This window comes from Paenochrobactrum glaciei, from assembly GCF_039522165.1.
Taxonomy (GTDB): domain Bacteria; phylum Pseudomonadota; class Alphaproteobacteria; order Rhizobiales; family Rhizobiaceae; genus Paenochrobactrum; species Paenochrobactrum glaciei.
On record NZ_BAAADE010000001.1, the window covers coordinates 395635 to 421915 of the forward strand.

The following is a 26281-nucleotide window of genomic DNA, read 5'->3' on the forward strand; positions in this document are numbered from 1 at the left end:
TTTCTATTGTATTAAGTTCATAAAATGATCTTTCTGGGAGGAAAAATGTTTAAATCCGTCAGCATTCGGCAGCTGGAATATATCCGCCATGTTGCCAATATCGGCTCCATCACGCAAACAGCGCAACTGATCAACATTTCCCCCTCCTCCATACGTGAAGCAATCACCATTGCTGAAACCGAACTGGGTGTGCGACTTTTCTTTCGGACACCGGCGAAAGGCGTATCACTGACCACCGAAGGCCAGCGTTTCCTGCTTTTGGCTGAACCTCTCTTTGAAGCAAAAGCACAATTTGAGCATCAGGTTGCAGGTATCGCCAAGCAAAATGAGCAGGAGCTAACCATTGGTGTAATCGGCAATGTAGGTGCAATGGTAGTGCCGGAGCTGATTAAAAATTTAAGCGAAACGGTCCCATCTTCCCGCTTTAATATTGTGGAACTTGAATCGTCCAATCTGGTGGAATCAGTGCGTACCGGAAAACTCATTGCCGGTTTTGGCCTTAACGACTTCCTGCATCCGTCGCTCAAATTTGTCGAACTTTTCCCCACCCAAGTGCATATTGCGGTCAATGCAGCGCATCCATTAGCGCAAAAAGAAGAGCTGGAATTGTCCGAAATGGCAAATGAGCCGTTTATTTTTCCAAATTTTGGTGGTGCCAGTTCTTATTACAGCGGCCTTTTTGACCATCATAATATCCGCCCCAATACACGTTATATGGTCAATTCCACCGAAATGGCACGGCGTTTAATTGAAGAAGGCTTAGGCTATTCCACCTTCAATGCGCGCCCTTCCATACACCGGCATAATCCTGAACCGATGATCAAGCGTATTCCGTTGAAAACTGATTATTGGAGCCCAACATTCGGCATGTTCTATTTATTGAGTTCTACCTTTTCCAATGCTTTGAACAATATTGAAAAAGCTGCACGCGCCACATGGCGTCAATCGAAATAAAAAATTGACGATAAATCACGCAGGCTCAATGAGCTTTTCAGCAGCCTGCAAATCAACCGACACCAATTGGCTGACACCCTGCTCAGCCATGGTCACACCATAAAGACGGTTCATCCGCGCCATGGTAATCGGATTATGTGTGATGACCACAAAGCGTGTTTGCGTGGAGGCGGCCATCTCATCCATCAAATTGCAATAACGCTCGACATTATGATCATCGAGCGGTGCGTCCACCTCGTCCAGCACACAAATCGGCGCCGGATTGGTCAAGAACACCGCAAAAATCAGCGCCATCGCAGTTAATGCCTGCTCGCCCCCTGACAAAAGCGTCATAGTTTGCGGCTTTTTACCCGGAGGACGCGCCAGAATTTCCAAGCCCGCCTCCAACGGATCATCGGATTCAATCAGCTGTAATTCTGCTGTTCCACCGCCAAACAAGTGCGTAAACAACCGCTGGAACTGCGCATTAACCACCGAGAACGCTGCCAGCAAACGCTCGCGCCCTTCACGGTTTAAGTTCTGAATACCAAGGCGCAATTTCTTAATTGCCTCGATAATATCTTCACGCTCACTGACAATATCATTGAGCCGCGTCGATAATTCATTCTGTTCTTCATCGGCACGCAGGTTCACTGCACCCAGACGCTCACGCTCAATCTTCAGGCGCTCCAACTGACGCTCAAGCTGTTCGGCTTCCGGTAATTTATCATCCGGCGCCAGTCCCGTCTGGCGGATAGCTTCGTGCGGCGGACATTGCAGCGCTTCGGCAATACGCTGCTCGGTTTCTTTGCGGCGCTCTTCCGCTGCCGTCAAACGCTCTTCTGCTCGGGCGCGTATTTCGCGCGCACCGGACAATTCCTGAATGGCTAAAATTGCAGTTTTGTCGAGCACAGATTGCGCGGCTTCCGCCACTTCCAGATTGTCGGATGTCTCTTTGACTTGTGCCTCAGCAATGCTGAGTTCGGAGAGAAGATTTTGTAAATTGCGATCCAACTCATCCGGCGCTTCGGCGAGGATCTCAAGTTCTGCCTGTACTTCAAACTGACGATCTTGAAGCGAAACCACCTGTTCATTGGCGTTTTCAATGCGCGACTTCCAATTTTTGCGCTCTAGCGCAATCATTGCCAAACGGTTTTCACGCAAAACTGCCTCATGACGCAAACCATCATAAGCCGCACGCGCCTCAGCCAGTGCATTGCGGTCTTGCTGAGCGGTATGAGTGGCTTTATTCAGCCGCGCCTCAATTTCATCAATGGCAGGCAGTTTTTCAAGCCAGTCCAACCCATCGGTTAAATGAATTTGCGCTTCTTCCAGATTTTCCTGCAAACGCTCTTTTGCGTCCAACAATGCAGAGGCACGGCTTGTCAATTGTGCCGTTACCCGCTCCGCGGCACTTAAAGCTTCACGCGCTTCCTGAATTTGCTTTTGCAAATTGCGCAAGCGATCACGACTGATGCGTTCGGCTTCTACCGCCTCGCGCAAAGCCCCCTCATCAGCACTGACACGCGCCGTCTGTGCGTCAACATCGCGCTTAACGCTGATGGCTTTCATCTGTAATTCTACCAGACGATTTTGCTGCGCCAGACGTTGTGCAGCCATGGTCGGTGCATCCGGCTGCACAACATATCCATCCCAGCGCCAAAGCTGGCCTTGCAAATTAACCAGTGCCTGACCAACAGCCAGTTGCGCCTGTAATCCTGCGGCGCCCTGACCTTCAACAATTCCAATCTGGCTTAAGCGGCGTGCCAATTGCTCAGGCGCTTCCACATAATCCTTAAGCGGCCTCACGCCATCCGGCAATTTCGGATCAGTTGGCAGCTCTCGCACCAATGTCCAATAAGTCGGTGCCTCATCATCAAGAGCCGCGGTTAGTGCATCGCCAAGCGCCGCACCCAGTGCCACTTCATAGCCGGAGCGCACTTTCAAATGTTCCAATACGGCCGTAAATTCACCCGTTACACCTGCCGCCAAAATGCCTTGCAGTGTTTGCGCTTCAGTCTCAATCCGGTTTAAGTGCCCGCGGATTTTGTCCAGTTCCTCGCGGCTGGCAGCACCGGCATCGCGCAGTTCTTCAACCTGCGCTTCGGCTTCAAAAACTGTTTCTTCGCAATATCCGGCTTCTTCCTCAGCCGTTTTTAAAACGGCCTGCTTTTCGGCCACCGATGGTAATTGCTGTAATTCGGCATCAACCGTACCAATCTCGCTTTGCATATTTTCCAGTTGCTTGAAAAAGCGATCACGCCGCTCCTGCAAATCCTGCAATGCACGCTGCATCTGCGTGCGTTCTGCCATCACATTAGCACGCTCTGTCGTGACGCTTGCTAAAAGCGTTTCACTCTCACGCAGCTTTTCCTCAGCTACATCAAACAGCGATTGCAATTCTTCATCACGCTCGGCTGATCGCACATGCGCTTCCTGCAACTGCTGCTCTTCTTGCTCAAGCTGCGTGATAATATCAGCGTTTTCACGCAATAATTGCTCTTCGCGCTTTAAATCTGCACCCAGCTGATCCAAGCGCTTCATCAAATCAGAACGACGTTGACGGATACGCTCCGCCTCCTGATCCAATTGCCCGCGCGCAAGGTTCAAACGCTGCATAGCCGCCGCAGCTTTTGCCGATTGCACGCGCAATTCCGGCAATTTATAAGCGCCGATACCCTGCTCTTTAGCCGCATTCATCTGCGCTTGTGCTTTATCGCCCACCGCAATAGTGGCCTCAGCCAAAGTAGACTGTGCTTCCGCCTCTTGTGCCTTGGCCGCAGACCAGCGCAAATGCAAAAGCGTTGCTTCCAGTTTACGAATATCAGCCGAAAGATTTTTAAAACGGTTTGCCTGTCGTGCCTGCCTTTTCAGGCTTTCGATTTGCGACCCCAGTTCGCCAACCACATCATCCAAGCGCTCAAGATTGCTTTCCGCAGCACGAAGGCGCAATTCCGCCTCATGACGGCGACTGTAAAGACCTGAAATGCCCGCCGCTTCTTCCAGCAATGCGCGACGCGCCTGCGGCTTTGCCTGAATTAACTCACCAATGCGCCCCTGCCCGACCATTGACGGCGAACGGGCGCCAGTTGACTGATCAGCAAATAAAAGCTGCACATCTTTGGCGCGCGCATCTTTGCCATTGATACGATAAACGGAACCGGCCTCACGCTCGATACGCCGCGAAACCTGCAATTCATCTGCATCATTATAATGAGGTGGTGCGGTACGATCACTATTATCCAAAAACAATGTCACTTCGGCAGAGTTTCTGGCAGGCCGCGATCCTGAGCCTGAAAAAATAACATCATCCATGCCTGAGGCACGCATGTTTTTATAGGAGTTTTCTCCCATCACCCAGCGCAAGGCTTCCACCAGATTGGACTTGCCGCATCCATTGGGACCAACGACACCGGTCAGACCGGTTTCGATGATAAATTCCATCGGTTCGACAAAAGATTTAAATCCAAGCAGGCGGAGTTTGGAAAAGCGCATCGGGTCACTCTTTTCCAAATCGTATTATTAAAGCACAAAAAGCGGACACCGGATGGTGCCCGCGATTTTGAAAACCAACTAAATCGGTCAAATAAGGCTTAGAGAAGCTTATCAATGATGGCTGACATATCATCGACGGAAAGCGATCCGGCATATTTTTGGCCATTGATAAAGAAGGTTGGTGTGGCATTAACGCCGTAAGATGAACCACGTTCACGAACGCCGTTAATATCATCCAGCAGTTCCTGATTAGTCAGGCAAGCCTGAAAGCTTTCTTGTGTAAAGCCGGCAAGCTTGGCAATCTGCAACAATGCAGCTTCACCGTCCTGTGCCATTGCCCACTGCTGGAGCTGCTGGAAGAACACATTAACCATCGGGAAATAGCGGTCTTCTGGTGCGCAACGTGCCAGCATGAAAGCAGCTGTCGCACGCGGGTCAAAAGGAAATTCGCGGAAAATCAAACGTACTTTGCCGGTATCAATGTATTTTTCTTTGATCGTCGGGAAAGTATTTAAGGTGAAATCTGCGCAATGCGGGCATGTCAAAGATGCATATTCAACGATGGTGACAGGAGCATCTTCCTTGCCGTAAATCATCTCTTTCAGCTTGCCTGGTTCGGCAACTTTAGCGGCATCCACAGAGCCATCAGCCGAGCGGGACTGCGCAAAAGCAACATTGCCGGAAAGAGCCAATCCCGTTGCAGCTGCACCTGCAAGAGACATAACATGCCTGCGATTAAGCGTAAGGCTCATGCGAATCATCCAATTCTGTTCAATACATTGACATAAAATGTTACTTTAAAGCGGATGCGGCTTCATAACCAGACCCGTTTCGTGTGCGCATTTTTAATGTCAGCTTATAGCAAGATTGTGGCAGTTATTGCCAGCCGGTTAATTATCTGCATGTTTCTGAAAAATCAGCTGTTTTGATGATCGTACTCAGCGCTTATTCTTCAGTTTGCTTGCAGCAATACTGCGCCCCAAACGCTCCAATGCACCGCGCAGGCCATCATCCTCAATCACACTGGTCTGGCCTTCGATTTTGCGTGCCTGACTGGGCGGGATATCAACAGGTTTGCGCAAACGGCGCTCCTGCTTTCCGGTCAACGGTTTCTGCTCAATCTTTATCCGGCCGATAGCTGCAAAGCCTAAAAAACCATTGACGCGATTGATGATTTCGCCAGTTTCATGCTGCATACGCATTGCAGCAAAGCCCTCACAGGCAATGACCAATGTGGCGGGCTGAAACGGATCATTTTCATGCAAACGTCTTGGCCACATGATTTTAAGCGGGCGTGAAGATTGGCCGACATTCGCGCCAACAATATCTTCCCATGACTGGATCAAAGACAGATTAATGCCGGCGCGTTTGCGCAAGACAGGATCCAACAAGTCAGATGTTGTATCCGCTAAAGGTCTAAATCCGCGTCCTTCTTTCTTACCCGTCATAGCTGCCAAACCCGTTTTAAGAATTTCAGCATTATGCTGCGTTTAAATGCGGTTTATAAATGACACGCTTGACTCTGGCAGCGTTCAACACACCCAAAAACAGCATAATAACTGCAATTGTTGTTTCATGCACTAAAGGTGCATGCAGCATGCCATACGCGATTGTCACAATAGCAAAGTAGCTTAAAACACGCTTCGTGCCACAATCAGGCGCGGTTTTCCAAAGCTGAACAAAAACAGACATAAAAGCTGCCGTCAGCAACAAAAATCCTATCAATCCACCATTTAACAGCTCATCAAACACAACATTATGTACATGGATAAAACCATCCAATAACTCTCGTTCATCACCTAAATGCGATTGAACAATCTCCACTTTATGGATGGAGCCAACACCGGTAAGCGGATTTTCCTTAATCGTTTCAATCGCACCGCGCCACATGGCTATACGAATATCTGCGGATACTTTATCGCTCCAAACCGTCGCATCGCCAGTTTCATAATAATTCAGCATGGCTGCAAAACGCGTTTCAATAACTTTACCTATTGGGCCAACAACAAGCATCGCAGCGATAAATGCCGCTAAAACCGCATAAACGCCACCCTGCTTCTGCCAACTCAATTTACGCACGTAAGCGATAATTTCGACCAGCAAAATAAGCGGTAACACCACTAAAATTGCTCGTGTTTCTGAAACAATTACCGCTAATAAACCTAATGCCAGCCATTGCGGCCCATTGCGTAAAAATCGAGGTGCATTTTGAATGGGTAATGTTGCTGAAACAGCACCCACTGCAGCTACGAAAGAAAATACAGCCTCATTGCCTCCAACGCCAACACGAGCACCGCTATAGAGCGACATAAATAAAGCAAAAATGCCCGACAAAAAAATACCGACACGTGAGCCTAATACATAAAACCGTAACGGATCACGAACCAGCACCATTCCGGCACCGACAAAAGAATAAAGTAAAAGCAGTAATGTATAGCCAATGTGACGATTATTAATTGCCAATTGATCCCGCCAAACCATCAGGCCCAATGTCCAAAGACAATATAAAACCAGGAAGAGCATAAAAAGCCCGACAAAGGGCTTGGTAGATTTATGCCGAAATGCAGTCAGATAAATACCAATACAGCTAAATAAAAACACTGCTAGCGGGCCAAGTCCAATACGAACTGGCATTGCAGCGCCACCAACGGCTAAAACCCACGGATCAATTTTGCGGCGTTTTAGGAAGGATTTATATAAAAATGTCATTTATCACCAATAGACAAAGTCGACCGCCGCAAAGCATAAATCATACGCCTGATATAGTCTGTTGTTCGGAATTTTAATGCACCAAGACGTTTCCATGCTGGAAACCGCACCCGCTTATAACTAGCCCCACCTTCCAAAATGGTAGAGCCCAATTCATTTGCCAACTCAATGACGGCATCTTTAACCAGATAAACACGATAGTTTCCTGCCCAACCGCGCTCCAGCGCCACATCATATGGCAGCTCCATGGTTGCGATTTTGGCAAGTAGCTTTTTTGCCCCTTCACGGGTCACCATATAACCACCGGCACAACCAAGCGGGCCATGCATACAACGGCCTACATCTGTGCCACCGATGGTCACATATTTGCTCTGGTAGAATTTCACTCTGTTATTGATGAGCTTGATGACATCCCAGCCCTGAATGTCGCGCAATTCATCAATCACAATACTAAAATCATGCGTAAACAGCACGTCATCTTCAATGATAACGGCACATTCTTCATCGCTGTCCGCAATTAACTGCAATGCCTTTAAATGGCTGAAATAGCAGCCCACCTCACCCGGCAGCGGCGTTTTGCCATGCAGACGACGAAAGGATGCCTCATCAAAATTCTTCAGCTGATCAGCCGTCAGATTACGTCCGTCCACCGCTTCCACACGGCGCAGAAGCAAACCGAGCTTATCCGCCCGCTGCTGCAGGTTTTCCCAGCGCTCGCGTGATCGCTCCAAATTGATGACGTAAACCGGTATCGGCATAAATTATTTAACCATTCTTCACTGCACTTAACTTTCATGTGTGCGCAAGCCACACAGGAGTGTCAATCTTAAACATATAATTTCATGTGCATTGCGAAGAATTGCGGCATTTCGCGTAATGCAGACCCTCTTTGCTTATCGTAACACTTATCCCATGGATATAGCACAATCACTACTTCGTTGGTATGATAAGCATCACAGGGTTTTGCCGTGGCGCATCACACCTAGCCAATCCGCGCAAGGGATTAAGCCTGATCCTTATAAAATTTGGCTGTCGGAAGTGATGCTGCAACAAACAACCGTTGAAGCGGTGAAAGCTTATTTTCTGAAATTCACCAAAGCATGGCCGACAATTGACGCTTTAGCCGCTGCCGATGATGACGACATCATGCGCGCATGGGCAGGACTTGGCTATTATTCCCGCGCCCGCAATTTGAAAAAATGTGCTGATCTCGTTGTTGCCGATTACGGCGCAGGTTTTCCGCAAAATGCGGCAGAGCTTAAGAAACTACCGGGTATTGGTGATTACACCTCAGCAGCCATCGCCGCCATCGCATTTAATCAACCTGAACCTGTCGTTGACGGTAATGTCGAACGCGTTATCACCCGGCTTTATGCCATTACCACCGCACTTCCGCAGGCAAAGCCGCAGATACGGGAACTCACAGAGGCAATCACACCTATCGATCGGCCCGGCGATTTTGCCCAAGCGATGATGGATTTAGGTGCAACGATTTGCACGCCTAAACGACCTGCCTGTGCCCTCTGCCCGTTAAATGATTCCTGTCTCGCATTAAAAGATCACGATCCGGAACATTTTCCGGTCAAAGCGCCTAAAAAAGACCGTCCCATCCGCTTAGGCGCTGCATTTGTGGCTGAGGCCGGTGACGGTTCTATTTTACTGCGCAAGCGAACCGAAAAAGGCTTACTGCAAAATATGGCCGAGGTTCCAGGCTCAGTCTGGAACTCGCGCATTGATGGCAGCACTGATTTAACCGCCGCGCCCTTCGCTTCCGATTGGCGAAATGCCGGTGTGATTACCCATATTTTCACACATTTTGAATTGCATCTCACCGTCTATCATGCGACCGGCGCCGATAAGCGTCAGGTGAATGATGGTTGGTGGTCAGCACCAGACATGCTGGCCGGCGAAGCCTTGCCAACCGTGATGAAAAAGGCGATTGCTGCTGCCAGACCGGATATTTTCAAGATCAGGAGACCTGCAAAATGACAACAAAAATCAAGCATATTGTTTTTGATATCGGCAGCGTACTTATCCATTATGATCCGCAATTGGGCTTTACTGACCTGATCCCCGACCAGACCGAGCGCAACTGGTTTTTACAAAACATCTGCACCCATGAGTGGAACCTGCAACAAGATCGCGGACGTAAATGGGAAGATGCAGAAAATCTGCTTATTGAGCAATTTCCTGACCGCGAAAACCATATCAAAGGTTTCCGGCAAAACTGGCACAAAATGGTACCATATGCCTATGACGACAGCGTTGCCATTTTTCGTCAATTTATTGCAGACGGGCATGATGTGACCATGCTGACCAATTTTGCCTCCGACACTTTCCGCGAAGCACAAGAGCGCTTTGTCTTTTTAAAAGAGCCGCGCGGTGTCACTGTTTCAGGCGATGTATTTTTAATGAAGCCGGAACGTGAGATTTACGATCTGCATATTGAAAGTTTTGATCTCAACCCTGCCGAAACGCTGTTCATTGATGATAATCTGCCCAATATTATTGCAGCCCGCGAAGCTGGCTGGCAGGCCGTACAGTTTATTGATCCGGCCACATTACGCAGTGATCTTAATTCTTATCAATTTATCACTTAATATAAAAAACGCCTGAAATGACTTTCAGGCGTTCTTTTATTCTCATAATTTTTAACAGTTCAAACACTGCATTCCCACGGCTTAAACGCCGGCAGCAGCCATCTGCTGGCGAATTTCGCTGCGCAGATCATCAATCGGCTTCAACACACCATTTTCTTCATAGTGCCAGAACGTCCAGCCATTGCAGGCGTCAAAGCCCTGTACCTTGGCACCCATGCGGTGGATGGAGCCAGCATCACCACCGGTAGCCAATGTACCATCTGCGCGCACGATTGCCGCATAACGACGACGCGCATCACACAAGACAGTGCCCGGACGCAGCAAGCCTGCTTCAATCACGCTGGTGAAAGCCACACGCGGCTCAGCGCGTTTACCGGTCATCACCTTCAATTCGGCCTTGCCCAGTGGCTCAACAGCTGCAATGCGCGCAGTCGCTGCTTCGATATAATCCTGTTCGCGCTCAATACCGACAAAGTGGCGCCCAAGACGTTTAGCAACTGCACCGGTTGTGCCAGAACCGAAAAACGGATCCAGAATAACATCACCCGGTTTGCTGGAGGCCATCAAAATACGCGCAAGCAGAGCTTCGGGTTTTTGTGTCGGGTGAACTTTATCGCCGTTTTCGTCTTTCAGACGTTCATGGCCGGTGCAGATAGGGAACAACCAGTCGGAGCGCATCTGCACATCATCATTGGCAGCTTTCATCGCTTCGTAGTTGAAAGTATAGCCTTTGCTTTTCTCGTCGCGCGAAGCCCAGATCAGCGTTTCATGCGCGTTCTGGAAGCGGCGGCCACGGAAATTAGGCATCGGGTTGGTTTTGCGCCAGATCACATCATTGAGCATCCAATAGCCCAGATCCTGCAACTTGGCACCAACGCGGAAAATATTATGGTAAGAGCCGATAACCCAGATGGTACCATTCGGCTTCAATACACGGCGGCAGGCCAGAAGCCATGCTTGTGTAAAGGCATCATAAGCCTGAAAGCTTTCAAACTGATCCCAATGATCATCAACAGCAGATACCATTGACTGATCCGGACGGTGTAAATCACCACCCAATTGCAGATTGTACGGAGGGTCTGCAAAAATAACATCGACTGAATGATCCGGCAGACGCTCAAGAGCCGCCACACAATCACCCTTGAGGATGGTATCAAGCCAGGCGGCACGAGGAGCCTCAACCGGCAATTCATTCACAAGACGGACTAAAGACATGGGATACTCGATAACTTGAGGACGCGTTACTAAACTTAGTCCTTATGGTTACCGAACAGGGTAAACATCAAGTTAACGACAACCCATTGAAATTGTAAACTTTTTATTAATCAGAGTCTAAAGCCCGAGGAATGCGAGGTTCTGGCCTTGATAGAAAGCGGATATAAATTTCAAAAAACTTTCAAAAGCGCTCAAATATGAATCCGACTTTCATTTTACCAAACGCTAAATTAACATTTAGCATTGAAAATTAGGACTTATTTAAGCCAAATCGCTCCATTATTTCAGCTATATACAGAGAAGCATGATCCGGCCATGAGCGACGAAATATGGCCACACAAGTGAGCAGAAACTGATGATTGACTGGGTAAAGCTGCGCCACACACCTTATGTGCGCCTGCTATTCGTTCCGTTCAGATGGCGTGCGCTGGTACGAAGCAGCGAGCTGGGGCTCGTCATTGCTGCCGCTATCGTCGGCCTCATTTCTGCATTTGTAGTTGCCGCGATTAGTCAGATCTCGCAGTGGCTGCATCAGGCTGTGTTTGAAATCGGCCCTGATGATCACTTAAGTGCTGCTGCCAGCAGCCTGCCCTGGTCAGCGCTCATTGCCCCTATGGCAGGCGGTGTTTTGATGGGCGGCATTATCTGGGTTTTGGCCAGATGGCACAAGAAACCCATCGTTGACCCCATCGAAGCCAATGCCCTGCATGGCGGGCATCTGTCGCTCACTGACAGTTTTATTCTGGTCGGGCAAAACCTCATTTCCAACGGCTTTGGCGCTTCTGTTGGCTTGGAAGCAGCCTTTACCCAGCTTGCCAGTGGTTTTGCCTCCCGCATTGGCCGTGCGCTGCAATTGCGTCGCTCCGATATGCGCACACTTGTGGGCTGTGGTGCAGCTGCCGCCATTGCCAGTGCGTTTAATGCGCCGCTTACCGGTGCTTTTTATGCGTTTGAATTAATTATTGGTGCCTATTCGATTGCAACTTTGGCACCTGTTGTGGTTGCTGCAATCATCGGCACTTTGGTGACGCGCTCGCTTGGCAGCGCAACCATGGATATCAATATCGGCACCTTGCAAGCTGTTACCACCGGCGATTTTGTACCAGCGCTGATGCTTGGCCTGATGTGTGCAGGCCTTGGCATTGTGGTGATGCGGATGGTCACTTATGTGGAAAAAACCACCCGTAAAAGCTTTGTACCAGCCATTTTAACGCCGATGGTCGGTGGTGCAGTGGTCGGCGTCATTGCACTGTTCTCGCCACAAGTTTTAGGTTCCGGACACGGGGCTTTACATTTTGATGTCGGCACAGAACTTTCATTCTTCGCCATCGTCTTTCTTATCATCACCAAATCCGTTGCCTCTGCCATATCAATCGGCTCCGGCTTTCGTGGCGGCTTGTTTTTTGCCTCCCTTTTCTTGGGCGCTTTGGTGGGTAAGCTTTTTGCCATTATCTTTGGCGTTATTCTGCCAACAACGCTGACACCGGTTGTCTATGCGGTGATCGGCATGAGTTCTTTTGCCGTGGCCATTATTGGCGGCCCCTTGACCATGACCTTTCTGGCGCTGGAACTAACCGGCGATTTTCCGATCATGATGCTGGTGCTGGGCGCAGTGCTTGCCTCCTCAATGTTGGTGCGCAAAACCTTCGGTTACTCCTTTGCCACATGGCGCTTTCACCTTCGCGGTGAAAGCATTCGCAGCGCCCATGATATTGGCTGGATCCGCAATCTGACCGTCAATAAAATGATGCGCCATGATGTGCGCACCGTTAATATCGACACCGGCTTGCAAAAATTCCATGAAGACTTTCCGCTTGGCTCAACGCAGCGTGTGATCGCCGTTGATGAAATTGGGCGCTATGTCGGCATGATCTCACTGCCGGAGGTTTATTCCAGCAGCTTTGCCGATAAGGACAATGAAGGCGACTTGCGTGATTTATTACGTTTCAAACAAGCTTATCTGCTGCCGGAAATGAACGCCAAGGAAGCAGTATCCCGCTTTGACCGCAGCGAAAGTGAAGCTTTGGCTGTCATCAATAATACGCAGGAGCGCAAAGTTGTCGGCCTTTTGACCGAAAGCCACACATTGCGCCGCTATAGCGAAGAGCTTGACCGCAAACGCCGCGAACTGGCTGGCGAGGTCTGATACATATCGTAGCTGTTTATGCATTCATCTTAGAAAAGGCTGGCAGTCTGAAACTGCCTGCCCTATAGCTCAACTGCCTCATTTTTTGCCCGAACCGCACAAGGTTTGGCACAACTATCACTGATGGATCGTTTTTATGTCTGCACCTAAATTGATAATTTTCGATTGCGACGGTGTTCTGGTTGATTCAGAAATCATCGCAGCGCAAGTGCAAGCCGAACTTCTCACCGATGCCGGTTATGAAGTATCAGCCGAAGAGATGGCAGAACGATTTGCCGGTTTGACCTGGAAAAACACCTTGCTGGAAGTCGAGCGTCAATCCGGCCTGCCTTTTTCGGCAAGCCTGCTTGATAAAGTTAATGTCGAGCTGGATGACCGCCTGAGAAAAGAAGTGCAGATTATTGATGATATTGAAGACGTCATCAGCGCGCTCAAATATCCGTTCTGCATTGGCTCCAATTCCAGCATGGAGCGCTTAAAGATTACCCTCAATCGCACCGGCCTTTATGACCGTTTTGCGCCACATATTTTCTCGGCACCCGAAGTCGGCACCAAGAAAAGCAAACCGGCACCGGATGTTTTCCTTTATGCAGCCCAACAATTCAGCGTTGCGCCAAAGGATGTCATTGTCGTGGAAGATTCAACCCATGGCGTACAGGCAGCCCGCAGTGCCGGTATGCGCGTTATCGGCTTTACCGGCGGCGCACACAGCTATCCGGGACATGCAGATCAGCTGACTGAAGAAGGCGCAGAAACCGTTATCAGCCGCCACAAAGATTTGCTGGCAACAGTTGAAGCTTTATCCATCTGGAGCGACGCATAAAGCGCTAAGCTTTTTAATAGCTGTCAAAAAAAGCCGGAGCATAGGTCAAAACCCGCTCCGGCTTTTTATATAAATTACATTTGATGAGCAAAATGCGCTGATCAGGCGACGCTGCGGCCAGCGGTTTTCTGCGGTTGGCTCAAGACAATAACGGCTTCTTCAGCCTCTTCTTCGCTCAAGCCAATCAAAATACGATCACCGATCATTGCCGGAATCCCCTCTTCATCATCGAAGACGGACCACAGACCGGTAGGTTCTAAAACTGCTTCATATCGTTTATGCATGGCGATATACTAACCTATATTGGTTGACGAATATTTCATGAATGCTGCCAATGGTTCTCCAGACCTTAGTCACTTCAATAAAGATTTATTTATGGCACCAGTGAAATACAGCGTCGAAATGCCGATGGATATTTTGCAGCTTCAGCCATAGTGTTTGCCCAGCTATAGTTCACACGAATATTCTTTGGATTAAAACAGTTAAAGAACAAGAACTAAAACGGGGAATTTTTCTTCTTTTTACGGCTTATGCCCAGTAATTGACGAACTTCGTTAATATTTTGTGGCTTTCCGAAATACCAGCCTTGTGCGGCAATGGATAGAGGCAGCGCTTTGAAATAAGCTGCCTGCTCTTCTGTTTCGATCCCCTCCACCACAATTCCCAGTTTATACTTCTTAGCTATAGAGAGAATTTGCGGCACGATCGACACGGTCAAGGCATCCGTACCGACGGTTTGTGTGAAAGCCTTATCCATTTTAAGTGCATCCACCTGAATTTTACCAAGCAGTGCCAGACTGGAATAACCGGTTCCAAAATCATCCAGATAGATTTTGTGCCCAAGGGCGCGCAATCTTTCAATCCCTTTGAATGCATGGCAATCGGCGGCTGAGCGCTCCGTCAGTTCGATACCGATCTGATGCGGGCGGATACCCTTGTTTTGAAAACGCGCCAATGCCGCATAAAAACTGTCATGCTGCAAATCACAGGCAGCGATATTAATGTTGACCCGGAGCTCTGGATGATCTTGTAAAATCTGGTTCATATCCGCTTTGACACGGATCAAAACATAATTCGTGATGCGCGTTATAAAACCGCCTTTTTCGGCCAAATCAATTAAAACATCAGGCGGCACATAATCATCGGGGCGAATTTCCCAACGAATAAGTGCTTCAAAAGCGATAATTTTGCCGGTTTTGACATTAACAATCGGCTGATAGCGCACATCCAGTTCTTGGCGGGTAATCGCACGCATCAGCTGCATGGTCAAAGTTTGAGCATTATGAAAATAACGCAACAACAACAAAGCCGCCAAGCCACCGGTCAACAGACCGAGAATTGTAAACACCGTATCAATTAGCCGATGTTTATTCTGATAGGCTAATTCATCCGCAACAGTGATCACGCAAATATGGGTTTCGGGCGAGCACAATTTGTAAGTATATCGATTACCGTCAATCCAAGTTCTGGAATGAATAATATTAGAAGGCGTTTCGATACTATTCTGTTCTGGATGGTGGAAAAGCCGCACAATCGCATTGAGTGCAGGTGCGCCAGCATAAACCGAATAACTATAATGTGGCCGCTCGAAACTGGACAACAGTCCCGGATTAAAAACCAAGTTCGTATTATTAATACTTAAAATAACGCCGCGATTATAAGATGAAAACAAGGGCGTATCACCATAAATCACCGAACCGTCAGAGCGTAAAATCCCGCGCGCATAGCTATAGGATTGCGGAATATTATTGCCGAGCAAAACCGAACATTGCAGCTGCTCATTTTTCAAACGGCCAAGATCGCTGATAAAGCCGCTTGAGTAAATAATATTTCGAATAAAACGCAGATCATTCGCCGAACAAAACTCATGCGGCGATTGATTGATCTCACTGATTTTGTCTTTTGCCTGCTGTAGGATTTTGTTCGTCTGGCTCAGCAATTCTTGTGTATAACTGTCTGCCTCAGCGCGGCTTAAATAATCATCAACATAACGCGCCAAAATTTTGCCGGTAATCGCACACAATAAAAAAATCACCAAAGCGATGACTGGAACAGCATCAAATATGCCCAACAGTTTCGTTCGGTTTAAAACCAATTGTTACTCTTTCAGAAGTGAAACAAGTAATGCGATAGAATAATTAAAGGTAATAATATAAAAATATACGTCTAAAGCAATTGGCCGGACAAATGATTATCCGGCCAATTTTAGTATTATTTAGTATTATACGGGCCTTCATCAAAACCGACAAAGACCTGAATATTCTGTCTATCAGGTGTCGGGAAAGAAACCTGAGTATCATTAAACACAAATTGCGAAGCGGTTTTGGCGCTCAAAGATACTGACTGCTGATGCAATTTGGAATAAACTACCTTATCGCCCTGCACTACAGCGACACGAATTGGCATATTGGTGGTGCCTGCATTAAATTTTGCACCCGGAACAATACGGCCGGCAGCAGCAATTTCCATGCTCATCATGCCATTGCCATATTTACAGGCGCGGGTCGTGTCGGTGATGGTTGCCTGATAAATTAGCTGATCTGATGTTTTCTCTGCGCTTTTCGCATATTTTGAGAAATAGGCCGTTCCTTCACGCAAAGTGACCTTCGGGCAATAAGCCCGCAATTCCTCTGAAGTAATGCGGTTATCTTCGGCCACATTGATGTTTTCAGCGGCATCTTTGGTGCCGGTTGTGTTACAGCCAGCAACACCCAGCAACAATGTTGTGACAATCGCTGCACGCGTAAAGGATAATTTCTGCATCAAGCGGTCTTCCCTGCACTAATCAACCTGTTCTATACCAATGTTCTGTAGAATTTGCATATCGAACATTCTGAAAGGTTGTTTTCGTGTTTTTTAAGGCTAAGAGCAACCCCTGACAATGTGAGATATACAAATCTCTTTTATGCGGTATCGCAGAAAATAGCAAAACCAAGATGCAATCGGGAACGAAGGCTGTTTTAAAATGAAATATGTAAGTACGCGGGGCGAAGCACCAGTTCTGGGTTTCAGCGATGCATTACTGGCTGGTCTGGCTCGTGATGGCGGCCTTTATTTACCCCAAGAATTTCCGCAGTTCAGCGCGGCTGAGATTCGTGCACTGCGCGGCAAATCTTATGTGGATATCGCAATCGCAGTACTCACACCTTTTATTGACGGCGAAATTCCGGCCGATGATTTCCGCAAAATGGTTGAGGAAGCCTATGGCACATTCCGTCATGATGCGGTGTGCCCTCTGGTGCAAACCGGTGCGAATGAATTTGTGCTGGAACTTTTCCACGGGCCCACATTAGCGTTTAAAGACGTTGCCATGCAGCTGCTGGCGCGTCTGATGGATTATACGCTGGCACAGCGCGGCGAACGCGCCACAATCGTTGGCGCCACATCAGGCGATACCGGTGGCGCAGCAATCGAAGCCTTTGCCGGTCGTGATCGCACCGATATTTTCATTCTGTTCCCGAATGGTCGTGTATCTCCGGTGCAGCAGCGCCAGATGACAAGCTCGACAGCCGCCAACGTCCATGCCCTTTCCATAAACGGCAATTTTGATGACTGTCAAAATCTCGTCAAAGGCATGTTCAACAATCTGAAATTCCGTGATGCCGTGTCGCTTTCCGGCGTCAACTCCATCAACTGGGCACGCATCATGCCGCAGATCGTGTATTATTTCACTTCTGCGCTTAGCCTTGGTGCACCCGATCGCAGCGTTTCTTTCAGTGTTCCGACCGGTAATTTCGGCGATATTTTTGCGGGCTTCGTTGCCAAGAAAATGGGCCTGCCGATTGACCAGCTTCTCATTGCCACCAATGACAATGATATTCTGGCACGCACACTTGCTGATGGTTCTTATGAAATGCGCGGTGTTGCGCAAACCACTTCGCCATCAATGGACATTCAGATTTCATCAAATTTTGAGCGTTTGTTGTTTGAAGCACATAATCGTGATGCAGCGGCAGTGCGTTCAATGATGGACAATTTGAAGCAATCCGACCAGTTCACTATCGAAGCTGGCGCGCTCGCACGCATCCGTGCAGAATTTGGTGCCGGACGCTCCAATGTCGATGAAACAGCGGCCATGATCCAGTCTATATTGCAAAAAGACGGCTATTTGCTTGATCCGCATTCAGCAATCGGCGTGAAAGTTGCACGCGATCTGCACAAGTCTTCCGCACCGATGGTATGTCTTGCAACAGCCCATCCGGCAAAATTTCCTGAAGCAGTAAAATCAGCATCCGGCATTGACCCAGCTCTTCCACACTGGTTAGCTGACCTGATGACTCGAAAAGAAAAATTTACTGTTTTGGATAATGAGCTGAAAACCGTAGAAGATTACGTGTCTGCCCACTCCAGAGCGGCTAAGCAGGGAGCTACCCGCGGATGAGTATTCAAGTTACCCGCCTGTCCAACGGACTGACAATTGCCACGGACACAATGCCACATATTGAAAGTGTGGCATTGGGCATCTGGGTAAAAGCTGGAGCCCGTAACGAAGCGGAAAACCGCCACGGCATCGCACATCTTCTGGAACACATGGCCTTTAAAGGCACAGAAAACAGATCAGCATGGCAGATCGCCGCCGATATTGAAAATGTCGGCGGTGAGATCAACGCAGCCACCAGCGTTGAAACCACCTCTTATTATGCCCGTGTGATGCGCAACGACATGCCGCTTGCCATCGACATTCTGGCCGATATCATGACCAGCTCCAAGTTCGACGAAGACGAGCTGGAACGCGAAAAACAGGTCATCATGCAGGAAATTGGTGCTGCGCATGATACGCCTGATGATATTGTTTTTGACCGTTTTACCGAAACGGCCTACCGCCATCAGCCGATTGGCCGCGCTATTTTAGGTACGCCTGAAACGGTCGCAGGCTTCACCTCGGCCGATCTGCGCAGCTATATGAATGAGCAATATAGTGCCGACCGTATGGTTGTAACGGCTGCCGGTGGCGTGGATCACGACGAATTTGTGCGTGAAGTCGAACAACGCCTCGGAAGTTTCCGCTCCACCAATACAGCACCCGTGCCAAACATTGCCACTTATGTGGGCGGTGATTTCCGCGAAGACCGTGACCTAATGGATGCGCAGCTGTTATTAGGCTTTGAAGGCAAAGCCTATCATGTGCGCGATTTTTATGCCTCACAATTGCTATCCATGGTGCTTGGCGGCGGCATGTCCTCACGCCTCTTTCAGGAAGTGCGTGAAAAACGCGGTCTGTGCTATTCGGTCTATGCCTTCCATTGGGGCTTTTCCGATACCGGTATTTTCGGCATTCATGCCGCAACGGGCCGTGATGAAATGGTTGAGCTGGTGCCTGTCATCATTGATGAATTGCACAAAGTATCCGACCATATCAGCATTGAAGAAGTTGACCGTGCCCGCGCACAATATCGCGCCGGCCTGTTGATGGCACAAGAAAGCGCTTCCAGCCGTGCCGGACAATTGGCGCGCCAGTTCATGCTTTATGGCCGCCCTGTCGACAATCAGGAGCTGATGGATCGCCTGTCGCTGATTACGCCTGAACGTCTGACCGATCTTGCCGGTCGTTTGTTTGTTGATACCAAGCCAACCATCGCAGCCGTTGGTCCGGTTGGCAAACTGATGGACTTCGACACATTGGGCAGCTCTTTGCACAAGCGCGTAAAAAAGCCTCAATTAGCAATTTAACACATTAAGAATAAGCCGGTAGCATAGTGCCGCCGGCTTTTTTCTAACTCGTTTTTTGATGGTCACAGGCTGACAAAGATCCTATTTAAGGCGCCCCATGATAGCTTTGCCCTTCATGCGTAATAACAGCCTGAAATTACAAGGAATAAAGGTTCATATCAGAGAACCTTATTTAAGTGATTATCAGGCATGGAAGGTTTTGCGTGAAAAAAGCAGAGCATTTTTGACGCCGTGGGAGCCGACATGGGCACCGGATGTACTGGAAAAAAGTGCATTCCGGCATAGAATTCGGCACTATCAGGAAGAAATTAACAAAGGTACGACCTATCCTTTCTTCATCTTTCGCAATGAAGATCAGCAATTGGTCGGCGGAATAACGCTTAATAATATCAGACGTGGTGTTGGTCAGAACGGGATGATCGGCTATTGGAGCGGTGCTGCATTTGCCGGAAAAGGCTATATGAGTGAAGCACTCGCCTTAGTTATCCCCTTCGCATTTCAGCATCTTGGCTTGCACAGGCTTGAAGCTGCCTGTATTCCCAATAATATACGTTCGATTAGTCTTCTCGAAAAAGCTGGATTTCAGCAAGAGGGCCTTTTGCGCTCTTATCTGAAAATCAACGGAAAGTGGCAGGATCATATTCTTTTGTCCCTGCTTGAAAGCGATAAATACAATATCGACAACAAGGTGTAAAACAGTGCCGGCAATTAAAAGCTATCGCAACAAAGCCCTGAAAAGGCTGAATTTAATGGCTCAATTTGCTGCCTTGATGATCACGCTTGTACTGACAAGTTTTATTGCCTCTCCGGCTCTGGCTGTCGAACCTATCAAAATTTCTAAAAGCGATGTTGCACTGGATCTGACACGCGCCGTTGATATCTACCGTAATCAGGGAGAAAGCGTGCAGGTTTCCACCGCACCCGGCCCTGATGGCATTGTGCGTCGTATTGAAGTGCAGGCTGACGGCAAAGGCCGCTCGTCGGGTGACTGGGCGGCTTTTTCTATTGCTAACCCGACCGATGAGCAGATCGACCGCCTGATTGTCGCGCCGCATTTCCGTTTGGTCAATTCCGGTATTGTCTGGCCTGATCTGGGCTCCAACCGCATCAATTCCATCACCCCGAGTGAAGGTTTTGCGCTTGATCGCCAGCCAAGCCCCGATGCCGACGTGTTCCGCATCACCATCAATCCGGGCACGGTTGTTACTTTTGTTGCCGAACTTGCCTCCACCAATCTGCCGCAGGTCTATCTGTGGGAGCCGGATGCTTATAAAGACACCGTCAACTCCTACACGCTTTATCGCGGCATTCTGCTTGGTATTTCCGGTCTGCTGGCCTTGTTCCTCACCATTTTGTTTGTGGTCAAAGGCACATCGCTTTTTCCCGCTACAGCCGCCCTTGCATGGGCCGTTCTTGCCTATATTTGCGTTGATTTCGGTTTCTGGACAAAGCTGATTGCCATCACCCCTGGCAATGAACAGGTCTGGCGTGCCGGTACTGAAGTTGCCCTTGCCGCCTCGCTCGTCATTTTTCTGTTCACCTATCTTAACCTCAACCGCTGGCATGACCATTTCAGCTATGGTGCGGTGACATGGGTGCTCGGTCTGCTGGCTCTTGCCGGTGTTGCTATTTTCGACCCGCCAATTGCCTCCGGTATTGCACGTATCTCGCTGGCTCTCACCGTTGTCAGCGGCATCGGCCTTATCGGCTATCTGGCACTCAAAGGCTATGACCGCGCGATTATGCTGATACCGGCATGGTTGCTTATTCTGATCTGGCTGATCGGCGGCTGGATGACAGTGACCGGCCTTGTCGATAATGACATTGTGCAGCCAGCACTTGGTGGCGGCCTCGTGCTGATCGTTCTGCTCATTGGTTTTACCGTGATGCAGCACGCTTTTGCCGGTGGCGCGATGCAGCTTGGCCTGCTCTCTGACATGGAACGTCAGGCGCTCGCGGTGATCGGTGCCGGAGATATTGTCTGGGATTGGGATGTGCCACGCGACCGCGTAACCACCACGCCTGATATTGCACATTATTTAGGCAGCAGTGCGAGCTCCTTGCAAAGTGCAGTGCGCAACTGGTTGCCGGTGATGCATGGCGATGATCGTGATCGTTTCCGCGCAACATTGGATGCGCTGCTTGAAAACCGCCGCGGCAAAATCAGCCAGACCTTCCGCTTGCGCGCTAATGACGGCCATTATCATTGGTATTCGCTGCGTGCGCGCCCTGTCATCGGTCTTGATGGCGAAGTGGTGCGTTGTGTCGGCACGCTCGTTAATGTCACCGAACAGAAGAAAGCCGAAGAGCGTCTGCTGCATGATGCGGTGCATGATAATCTCACCGGCCTGCCTAACCGCGAGTTGTTCCTTGATCGCTTAAACAGCGTGATGAACATGGCTCAGGAAGAAATCCGCTTCCGCCCGACTGTGTTCATCATCAACATCGACCGCTTTAAACAGGTCAATGACAGCCTCGGCATGTCGGCAGGTGACACTATCCTGCTTACAATCTCGCGCCGCCTGTTCCGCTTGCTCAAACCGCAGGATACGCTGTCGCGCCTCTCCTCAGACCAGTTTGGCTTGTTGCTGGCTTCCGAAAGCGATCCGGCTCGCATTGCTGCCTTTGCTGAGGCGCTGCGTCAAGCTGTTCGTGCGCCGATTGCCTATGCCAAGCGCGAAATTGTATTAACCGCCTCTGTTGGCCTTATCACCTGGACAAAAGCTGCCACTAGTGCCGAAAACTTCGTCAAGGATGCAGAGCTTGCCATGTATCAGGCCAAGCGCTGTGGCGGTGATAAAATCGAGCCGTTCCGTCCGGCATTGCGTGAAATCGGCAGCGATAAATTACAGCTCGAATCTGATCTACGCCGTGCGATTGAACGTGAAGAAATCAGCCTCGCCTATCAACCGATCGTGCGTCTTTCTGATGGAACGGTTGCCGGTTTTGAAGCATTGATGCGTTGGGATCACCCAAGACGCGGGCCGATTTCGCCATCAGAATTTATTCCGATTGCGGAAAATTCAGGCCTCATCATCCAGCTCGGCATGTTTGCCATGCAAAAAGCTGCTGAAACTCTGTCTAACTGGCAAGAACAGTTCCCGAAATTTGATCTCTTTGTTTCGGTTAACCTGTCCAGCACGCAGCTTATCCGTCAAGATCTCATCAATGATATACGCTCAGTTATCTCGCGTATTCATTTGAAACCGGGCAGTCTGAAACTGGAACTGACCGAATCTGTCCTGATGGAAAATCCGGAACAATCCACTCATGTGCTCAACCGTTTGAAGACAATGGGCATTGGCTTGTCACTGGATGATTTTGGCACAGGCTATTCGTCACTTTCCTATCTGACCCGCTTCCCGTTTGATATTATCAAAATCGACCGTTCTTTTGTGATCGGCGATCAGCCACAGAAAAACACATTGCTGCGCTCCATCGTCAGCATGGCACATGATCTGGGGCTTGCAGTTGTAACTGAAGGCGTTGAGAGCGAGCATGATGCAGAGCATCTGGCGCAGATCGGTTGCGAATATGTTCAAAGCTTCATGTTCGGCGAACCGATGATCGTTGATGATGCAACCCTTATCCTCACCCAGCAGGAAATGGAAAAAGAACAGCCACCGGCTCAGATCGCGCAAGAAGTAGCAATGCCAGAGGATGAACCAACGGCAGAGCAAACTGAAAAGCTTAAGTGATTTAAAAAAACTGACCGGAGACGGTCAGTTTTTTTGTTTCATCATTGGAAAATCTCAGGCCCTTCCGGCACTGGTCACAAGGCGGGAAATATCAACGCCGATTTCTAACAATAGCCGTTCATATTGGCTGCTAATATCGCCATCAAACAAAAGGGCATTATTCGCCGGACATGTCAGCCAGCCATTTTGTGCCAGTTCTGCCTCCAGCTGCCCTGCGCCCCAGCCGGAATAGCCAAGCGTCATAATGGCTTGGCGCGGGCCCTTATCGTCATAAATTGCACGGACAATATCGACCGTTGCGGTCATCGAAACATCTTCAGCAACCGGCATGGTGGAAGAAACACTATAATCACTCGAATGGATAACAAAGCCACGATTTTTATCCACCGGCCCGCCATTGCGGATCATTAACTTACGTTGATGGTCAGGCAGAATAATCGCATCTTCTTCTTTGATGATACCAATCTGCTCCAGCAAATCGGTAAAGCCGATCGGCTGTTGCTGATTGATGATAAAGCCCATAGCACCTTCGGGTGAATGCGCACAAATATAAACAACGGAACGAGCAAATTGCTCATCCACCATATTGGGCATGGCCAGTAAAAACTGACCGTTTAAAAAACCATTTTGCAGTTCTTCAGCTTTACTAATCTTTACCTCCTGCCTTTCAACGCACAACAGGTGAGACCTTAGCTTGCCAGACTAACCGACCAACATCTTACGCATTATTTCTGATAAACCTAAACTCTGTCTTAATCGCGACAGACTGTCAATTTTTCTAAGTGCTAAAATAACAATTAAGCTTATTTCTAAAACAATCAGCTCTAAAAAAAGCAAACCGGCTCTTTAAAAAGATTTGTAAAAAATTCACTTGAACACGAGTGCCAAACTCGACTTAACTACTCACAATACCTATATAAGACAGACCACATTCAGGGAGACGCAACATGACCATTAAAGTCGGCGATAAATTGCCAAATGCAACTTTCAAAGTGAAAACCAGTGACGGCGTTAAAGATGTCACCACTGATGAAGTTTTCAAGGGCAAAAAAGTTGTGCTCTTCGCAGTGCCGGGTGCTTTCACCCCAACCTGCACTCTCAACCATCTGCCGGGCTTCCTCGACAATTTTGATGCAATCAAAGCCAAAGGCGTCGACACTGTAGCCGTTACTGCGGTTAACGACGTATTTGTCATGAATGCGTGGGCAAACAGCACCGGCGCACAGGATAAGTTGACATTCCTCGCCGATGGCAGCGCACAATTTGCTAAGGCAGCAGGCCTTGATATTGACTTCACCGGCGGCGGCATGGGCGTACGCTCCAAGCGCTATTCAGCCGTGATCGAAGATGGCGTGGTAAAAGTTCTCAACATTGAAGAACAGCCAGGTCAGGCGGTTACATCCGCTGCATCCGCTCTGCTGGAACAGCTTTAAAAAATAAAGGGCAGATCATGGATTTCATGATCTGCCCTTTTTCTTAAAAGACGCTTTGCCGCTTACTTAACTTTAAGCGATGTAAAAGCAGGTTTATAGGGTTTAAACGGCTCCATGCCTGCGCGTGCCAGTTCATCGGCGCGTTCATTTTCCGGATGCCCCGCATGGCCTTTAACCCAATGCCATTTCACATCATGCGGTTTACGAACCTCATCCAGCTCCTGCCATAATTCGGCATTTTTAACCGGCTTTTTCGCGGCTGTTTTCCAGCCATTGCGCTTCCAGCCTTCAATCCAGCTGGAAATGCCATCACGCACATAAACGCTATCGGTATAAAGATCGACGCGACAAGGCTGCTTCAAAGCTTTAAGTGCCGAAATAGCCGCCATCAGCTCCATACGATTATTCGTCGTATCCGCTTCGCCGCCCTTCAGCTCTTTTTCATTACCATTCCAACGCAGCACAACGCCCCAGCCCCCCGGCCCCGGATTGCCTGAACATGCACCATCAGTGAAAGCTTCTATCTCTTTCACGCATGCTCTCCGCTTGTTGAAACTGCATTAGGCAGACCATATTCGCTGGCATTTTCCACCTGACGGTGGAAACGCAATTTACGCACATATTCCATCGGATCTTTTTTAACCACAAAAGTACCATCCGGCACTGTCAGCCAGTCATAGAGACGGGTGAGCATGAAGCGCAGTGCAGCACCGCGCGAAAGGATCGGCAAGGCTTCTGTTTCAGCAACAGATAATGGCCGCACCGAATTATACCCGCGCAACAAAGCAGCACCCTTGGTCTGGTTATATGAGTGGTCTTTTTCAAAGCACCATGCATTGAGACACACAGCCACATCATAGGCTAGAATATCGGTACAGGCGAAATAGAAGTCGATAAATCCTGACAATTTGTCATTCAGAAAGAAGACATTATCCGGAAACAGATCGGCATGAATAACACCGCGTGGCAAATCTTGCGGCCAGTTGGCTTCCAGATAGGCTAAATCCGCTTCCGCTTCATCGATAAGGGCTGGCTCGATCTTATCGGCATGAGCCAGAGATTGCTGCCATAATGGCCGCCAGTTATCGACCGTCAGGCCATTCTTGCGCTCCATGGTGAAGCTTTGGCCTGCCAGATGCATTTGTGCCAAGCCGACCCCCAATGCTTCGCAATGTTCAGCGGCAGGTTTGCGCAGCCACATGCCTTCCAAAAAGGTGACAATAGCCGCCGGACGGCCAGCCAGTTCACCAATCATTTCGCCATTACCGGCAACAACCGGCTGCGGGCATTCCAATCCTTCAGCAGAAAGATGCTGCATGAGTTTTAAGAAAAACGGCAATTCCTGCGGATTTACCCGCTTTTCATAAAGGGTCAGAATAAAAGCACCAGCCGTGGTGTGCAGCAGATAATTGGTGTTTTCGACACCTTCAGCAATGCCTTTATAAGAAGTCAGCGTTCCGATATTATAATTACTTAAAAACGCGGCAAGTTCGACTTCATTAATATCCGTGTAAACGGCCATGAAAATTCTTCCCCTCAGCCAAGCTTTCGCTCAACTG

The 26281-nt window shown here is 48.9% G+C and carries 22 protein-coding genes; 10 read left to right on the forward strand and 12 right to left on the reverse strand.

Annotation, left to right across the window (positions count from 1 at the left end; genetic code table 11):
• Window positions 1–45: 45 nt before the first annotated feature.
• A complete protein-coding gene (locus tag ABDZ76_RS01970; RefSeq protein WP_343800562.1) occupies window positions 46–954 on the forward strand; it encodes a LysR family transcriptional regulator in 909 nt (302 codons plus the stop codon).
• 15 nt (window positions 955–969) lie between these two features.
• Here the strand turns inward: ABDZ76_RS01970 and smc are convergent, their stop codons facing one another.
• The 5 genes from smc to ABDZ76_RS01995 all read right to left on the reverse strand — a co-directional run bounded on the left by smc (window position 970) and on the right by ABDZ76_RS01995 (window position 7895).
• A complete protein-coding gene (smc, locus tag ABDZ76_RS01975; protein ID WP_343800565.1) occupies window positions 970–4428 on the reverse strand; it encodes a chromosome segregation protein SMC in 3459 nt (1152 codons plus the stop codon).
• Between the two features lie 98 nt (window positions 4429–4526).
• Window positions 4527–5180 carry a DsbA family protein gene (locus ABDZ76_RS01980; RefSeq protein WP_343800568.1) on the reverse strand — a complete coding sequence of 218 codons (654 nt, stop codon included), beginning with the start codon at window positions 5178–5180 and terminating at the stop codon, window positions 4527–4529.
• Between the two features lie 186 nt (window positions 5181–5366).
• Window positions 5367–5876 carry a DUF721 domain-containing protein gene (locus ABDZ76_RS01985; protein WP_343800571.1) on the reverse strand — a complete coding sequence of 170 codons (510 nt, stop codon included), beginning with the start codon at window positions 5874–5876 and terminating at the stop codon, window positions 5367–5369.
• 31 nt (window positions 5877–5907) lie between these two features.
• The gene (locus ABDZ76_RS01990; RefSeq protein WP_343800574.1) at window positions 5908–7137 is read right to left on the reverse strand and encodes an O-antigen ligase family protein; all 1230 of its coding nucleotides are present in this window, start codon (window positions 7135–7137) and stop codon (window positions 5908–5910) included.
• Complete coding sequence (locus ABDZ76_RS01995) at window positions 7134–7895, reverse strand: glycosyltransferase family 25 protein (RefSeq protein WP_343800577.1); 762 nt, start codon at window positions 7893–7895, stop codon at window positions 7134–7136. Before ABDZ76_RS01995 ends, ABDZ76_RS01990 begins: the two co-directional genes overlap by 4 nt.
• A gap of 154 nt (window positions 7896–8049) precedes the next feature.
• Here ABDZ76_RS01995 and mutY point away from each other — a divergent pair, with 154 nt between their 5' ends.
• On the forward strand, window positions 8050–9126 hold the full coding sequence (mutY, locus tag ABDZ76_RS02000) for an A/G-specific adenine glycosylase (RefSeq protein ID WP_343802929.1): 1077 nt from the start codon (window positions 8050–8052) through the stop codon (window positions 9124–9126).
• A complete protein-coding gene (locus tag ABDZ76_RS02005) occupies window positions 9123–9737 on the forward strand; it encodes an HAD family hydrolase (RefSeq protein WP_343800580.1) in 615 nt (204 codons plus the stop codon). Before mutY ends, ABDZ76_RS02005 begins: the two co-directional genes overlap by 4 nt.
• Before the next feature lie 81 nt (window positions 9738–9818).
• Here ABDZ76_RS02005 and ABDZ76_RS02010 read toward each other — a convergent pair whose 3' ends face one another.
• Window positions 9819–10952: a site-specific DNA-methyltransferase gene (locus ABDZ76_RS02010; RefSeq protein ID WP_343800583.1), complete on the reverse strand. Its 1134-nt coding sequence runs from the start codon at window positions 10950–10952 to the stop codon at window positions 9819–9821.
• 358 nt (window positions 10953–11310) lie between these two features.
• Here ABDZ76_RS02010 and ABDZ76_RS02015 point away from each other — a divergent pair, with 358 nt between their 5' ends.
• Both ABDZ76_RS02015 and ABDZ76_RS02020 read left to right on the forward strand, forming a co-directional pair.
• Window positions 11311–13098 (forward strand): chloride channel protein, encoded by a 1788-nt coding sequence (locus ABDZ76_RS02015; RefSeq protein ID WP_343802932.1) that lies wholly within the window; start codon window positions 11311–11313, stop codon window positions 13096–13098.
• Between the two features lie 136 nt (window positions 13099–13234).
• Window positions 13235–13921 (forward strand): HAD family hydrolase, encoded by a 687-nt coding sequence (locus ABDZ76_RS02020; RefSeq protein ID WP_184223428.1) that lies wholly within the window; start codon window positions 13235–13237, stop codon window positions 13919–13921.
• Window positions 13922–14022: 101 nt separating this feature from the next.
• On the opposite strand, the gene ABDZ76_RS02025 is transcribed toward ABDZ76_RS02020, so the two are convergent.
• From ABDZ76_RS02025 to ABDZ76_RS02035, 3 genes are all read right to left on the reverse strand, one after another.
• The gene (locus ABDZ76_RS02025) at window positions 14023–14205 is read right to left on the reverse strand and encodes a hypothetical protein (protein ID WP_343800590.1); all 183 of its coding nucleotides are present in this window, start codon (window positions 14203–14205) and stop codon (window positions 14023–14025) included.
• A 212-nt stretch (window positions 14206–14417) separates the two neighbouring features.
• On the reverse strand, window positions 14418–16016 hold the full coding sequence (locus ABDZ76_RS02030; RefSeq protein WP_343800593.1) for an EAL domain-containing protein: 1599 nt from the start codon (window positions 16014–16016) through the stop codon (window positions 14418–14420).
• Between the two features lie 116 nt (window positions 16017–16132).
• Window positions 16133–16684 (reverse strand): hypothetical protein, encoded by a 552-nt coding sequence (locus ABDZ76_RS02035; protein ID WP_343800596.1) that lies wholly within the window; start codon window positions 16682–16684, stop codon window positions 16133–16135.
• Window positions 16685–16886: 202 nt separating this feature from the next.
• Between ABDZ76_RS02035 and thrC the strand changes: the two genes are divergently transcribed.
• From thrC to ABDZ76_RS02055, 4 genes are all read left to right on the forward strand, one after another.
• Window positions 16887–18302, forward strand: a complete 1416-nt coding sequence (gene thrC / locus ABDZ76_RS02040) for a threonine synthase (protein ID WP_343800599.1) — start codon at window positions 16887–16889, stop codon at window positions 18300–18302.
• Window positions 18299–19591: a M16 family metallopeptidase gene (locus ABDZ76_RS02045; RefSeq protein WP_343800602.1), complete on the forward strand. Its 1293-nt coding sequence runs from the start codon at window positions 18299–18301 to the stop codon at window positions 19589–19591. The genes thrC and ABDZ76_RS02045 overlap by 4 nt, the downstream gene beginning before the upstream one ends.
• A gap of 97 nt (window positions 19592–19688) precedes the next feature.
• Window positions 19689–20285: a GNAT family N-acetyltransferase gene (locus ABDZ76_RS02050; RefSeq protein ID WP_343800605.1), complete on the forward strand. Its 597-nt coding sequence runs from the start codon at window positions 19689–19691 to the stop codon at window positions 20283–20285.
• 55 nt (window positions 20286–20340) lie between these two features.
• Window positions 20341–23289 (forward strand): EAL domain-containing protein, encoded by a 2949-nt coding sequence (locus tag ABDZ76_RS02055; RefSeq protein WP_343800608.1) that lies wholly within the window; start codon window positions 20341–20343, stop codon window positions 23287–23289.
• A 54-nt stretch (window positions 23290–23343) separates the two neighbouring features.
• Here ABDZ76_RS02055 and ABDZ76_RS02060 read toward each other — a convergent pair whose 3' ends face one another.
• Window positions 23344–23940 carry a YqgE/AlgH family protein gene (locus ABDZ76_RS02060; protein WP_343802935.1) on the reverse strand — a complete coding sequence of 199 codons (597 nt, stop codon included), beginning with the start codon at window positions 23938–23940 and terminating at the stop codon, window positions 23344–23346.
• Window positions 23941–24236: 296 nt separating this feature from the next.
• On the opposite strand from ABDZ76_RS02060, the gene ABDZ76_RS02065 reads away from it, so the two are divergent.
• Window positions 24237–24722, forward strand: a complete 486-nt coding sequence (locus ABDZ76_RS02065) for a peroxiredoxin (protein ID WP_343800611.1) — start codon at window positions 24237–24239, stop codon at window positions 24720–24722.
• 62 nt (window positions 24723–24784) lie between these two features.
• Here ABDZ76_RS02065 and rnhA read toward each other — a convergent pair whose 3' ends face one another.
• Together rnhA and ABDZ76_RS02075 are read right to left on the reverse strand one after the other, a co-directional pair.
• Window positions 24785–25255, reverse strand: coding sequence for a ribonuclease HI (gene rnhA / locus ABDZ76_RS02070; protein WP_343800614.1), 471 nt, complete (start codon window positions 25253–25255; stop codon window positions 24785–24787).
• The gene (locus ABDZ76_RS02075; protein ID WP_343800621.1) at window positions 25252–26244 is read right to left on the reverse strand and encodes a homoserine kinase; all 993 of its coding nucleotides are present in this window, start codon (window positions 26242–26244) and stop codon (window positions 25252–25254) included. Before ABDZ76_RS02075 ends, rnhA begins: the two co-directional genes overlap by 4 nt.
• Window positions 26245–26281: the final 37 nt, after the last annotated feature.

What these genes read in the sequence shown, in the direction of transcription:
- ABDZ76_RS01985 (WP_343800571.1), bottom strand. Translation starts at nt 5,876, where the DNA reads ATGACGGGTAAGAAAGAAGGACGCGGATTTAGACCTTTAGCGGATACA.
- ABDZ76_RS01990 (WP_343800574.1), bottom strand. Translation starts at nt 7,137, where the DNA reads ATGACATTTTTATATAAATCCTTCCTAAAACGCCGCAAAATTGATCCG.
- ABDZ76_RS02075 (WP_343800621.1), bottom strand. Translation starts at nt 26,244, where the DNA reads ATGGCCGTTTACACGGATATTAATGAAGTCGAACTTGCCGCGTTTTTA.
- smc (WP_343800565.1), bottom strand. Translation starts at nt 4,428, where the DNA reads ATGCGCTTTTCCAAACTCCGCCTGCTTGGATTTAAATCTTTTGTCGAA.
- ABDZ76_RS01980 (WP_343800568.1), bottom strand. Translation starts at nt 5,180, where the DNA reads ATGAGCCTTACGCTTAATCGCAGGCATGTTATGTCTCTTGCAGGTGCA.
- ABDZ76_RS02025 (WP_343800590.1), bottom strand. Translation starts at nt 14,205, where the DNA reads ATGCATAAACGATATGAAGCAGTTTTAGAACCTACCGGTCTGTGGTCC.
- ABDZ76_RS02050 (WP_343800605.1), top strand. Translation starts at nt 19,689, where the DNA reads ATGATAGCTTTGCCCTTCATGCGTAATAACAGCCTGAAATTACAAGGA.
- ABDZ76_RS02005 (WP_343800580.1), top strand. Translation starts at nt 9,123, where the DNA reads ATGACAACAAAAATCAAGCATATTGTTTTTGATATCGGCAGCGTACTT.
- mutY (WP_343802929.1), top strand. Translation starts at nt 8,050, where the DNA reads ATGGATATAGCACAATCACTACTTCGTTGGTATGATAAGCATCACAGG.
- thrC (WP_343800599.1), top strand. Translation starts at nt 16,887, where the DNA reads ATGAAATATGTAAGTACGCGGGGCGAAGCACCAGTTCTGGGTTTCAGC.
- ABDZ76_RS02020 (WP_184223428.1), top strand. Translation starts at nt 13,235, where the DNA reads ATGTCTGCACCTAAATTGATAATTTTCGATTGCGACGGTGTTCTGGTT.
- ABDZ76_RS02045 (WP_343800602.1), top strand. Translation starts at nt 18,299, where the DNA reads ATGAGTATTCAAGTTACCCGCCTGTCCAACGGACTGACAATTGCCACG.
- ABDZ76_RS02010 (WP_343800583.1), bottom strand. Translation starts at nt 10,952, where the DNA reads ATGTCTTTAGTCCGTCTTGTGAATGAATTGCCGGTTGAGGCTCCTCGT.
- ABDZ76_RS01995 (WP_343800577.1), bottom strand. Translation starts at nt 7,895, where the DNA reads ATGCCGATACCGGTTTACGTCATCAATTTGGAGCGATCACGCGAGCGC.
- ABDZ76_RS02055 (WP_343800608.1), top strand. Translation starts at nt 20,341, where the DNA reads ATGGCTCAATTTGCTGCCTTGATGATCACGCTTGTACTGACAAGTTTT.
- ABDZ76_RS01970 (WP_343800562.1), top strand. Translation starts at nt 46, where the DNA reads ATGTTTAAATCCGTCAGCATTCGGCAGCTGGAATATATCCGCCATGTT.
- ABDZ76_RS02035 (WP_343800596.1), bottom strand. Translation starts at nt 16,684, where the DNA reads ATGCAGAAATTATCCTTTACGCGTGCAGCGATTGTCACAACATTGTTG.
- ABDZ76_RS02065 (WP_343800611.1), top strand. Translation starts at nt 24,237, where the DNA reads ATGACCATTAAAGTCGGCGATAAATTGCCAAATGCAACTTTCAAAGTG.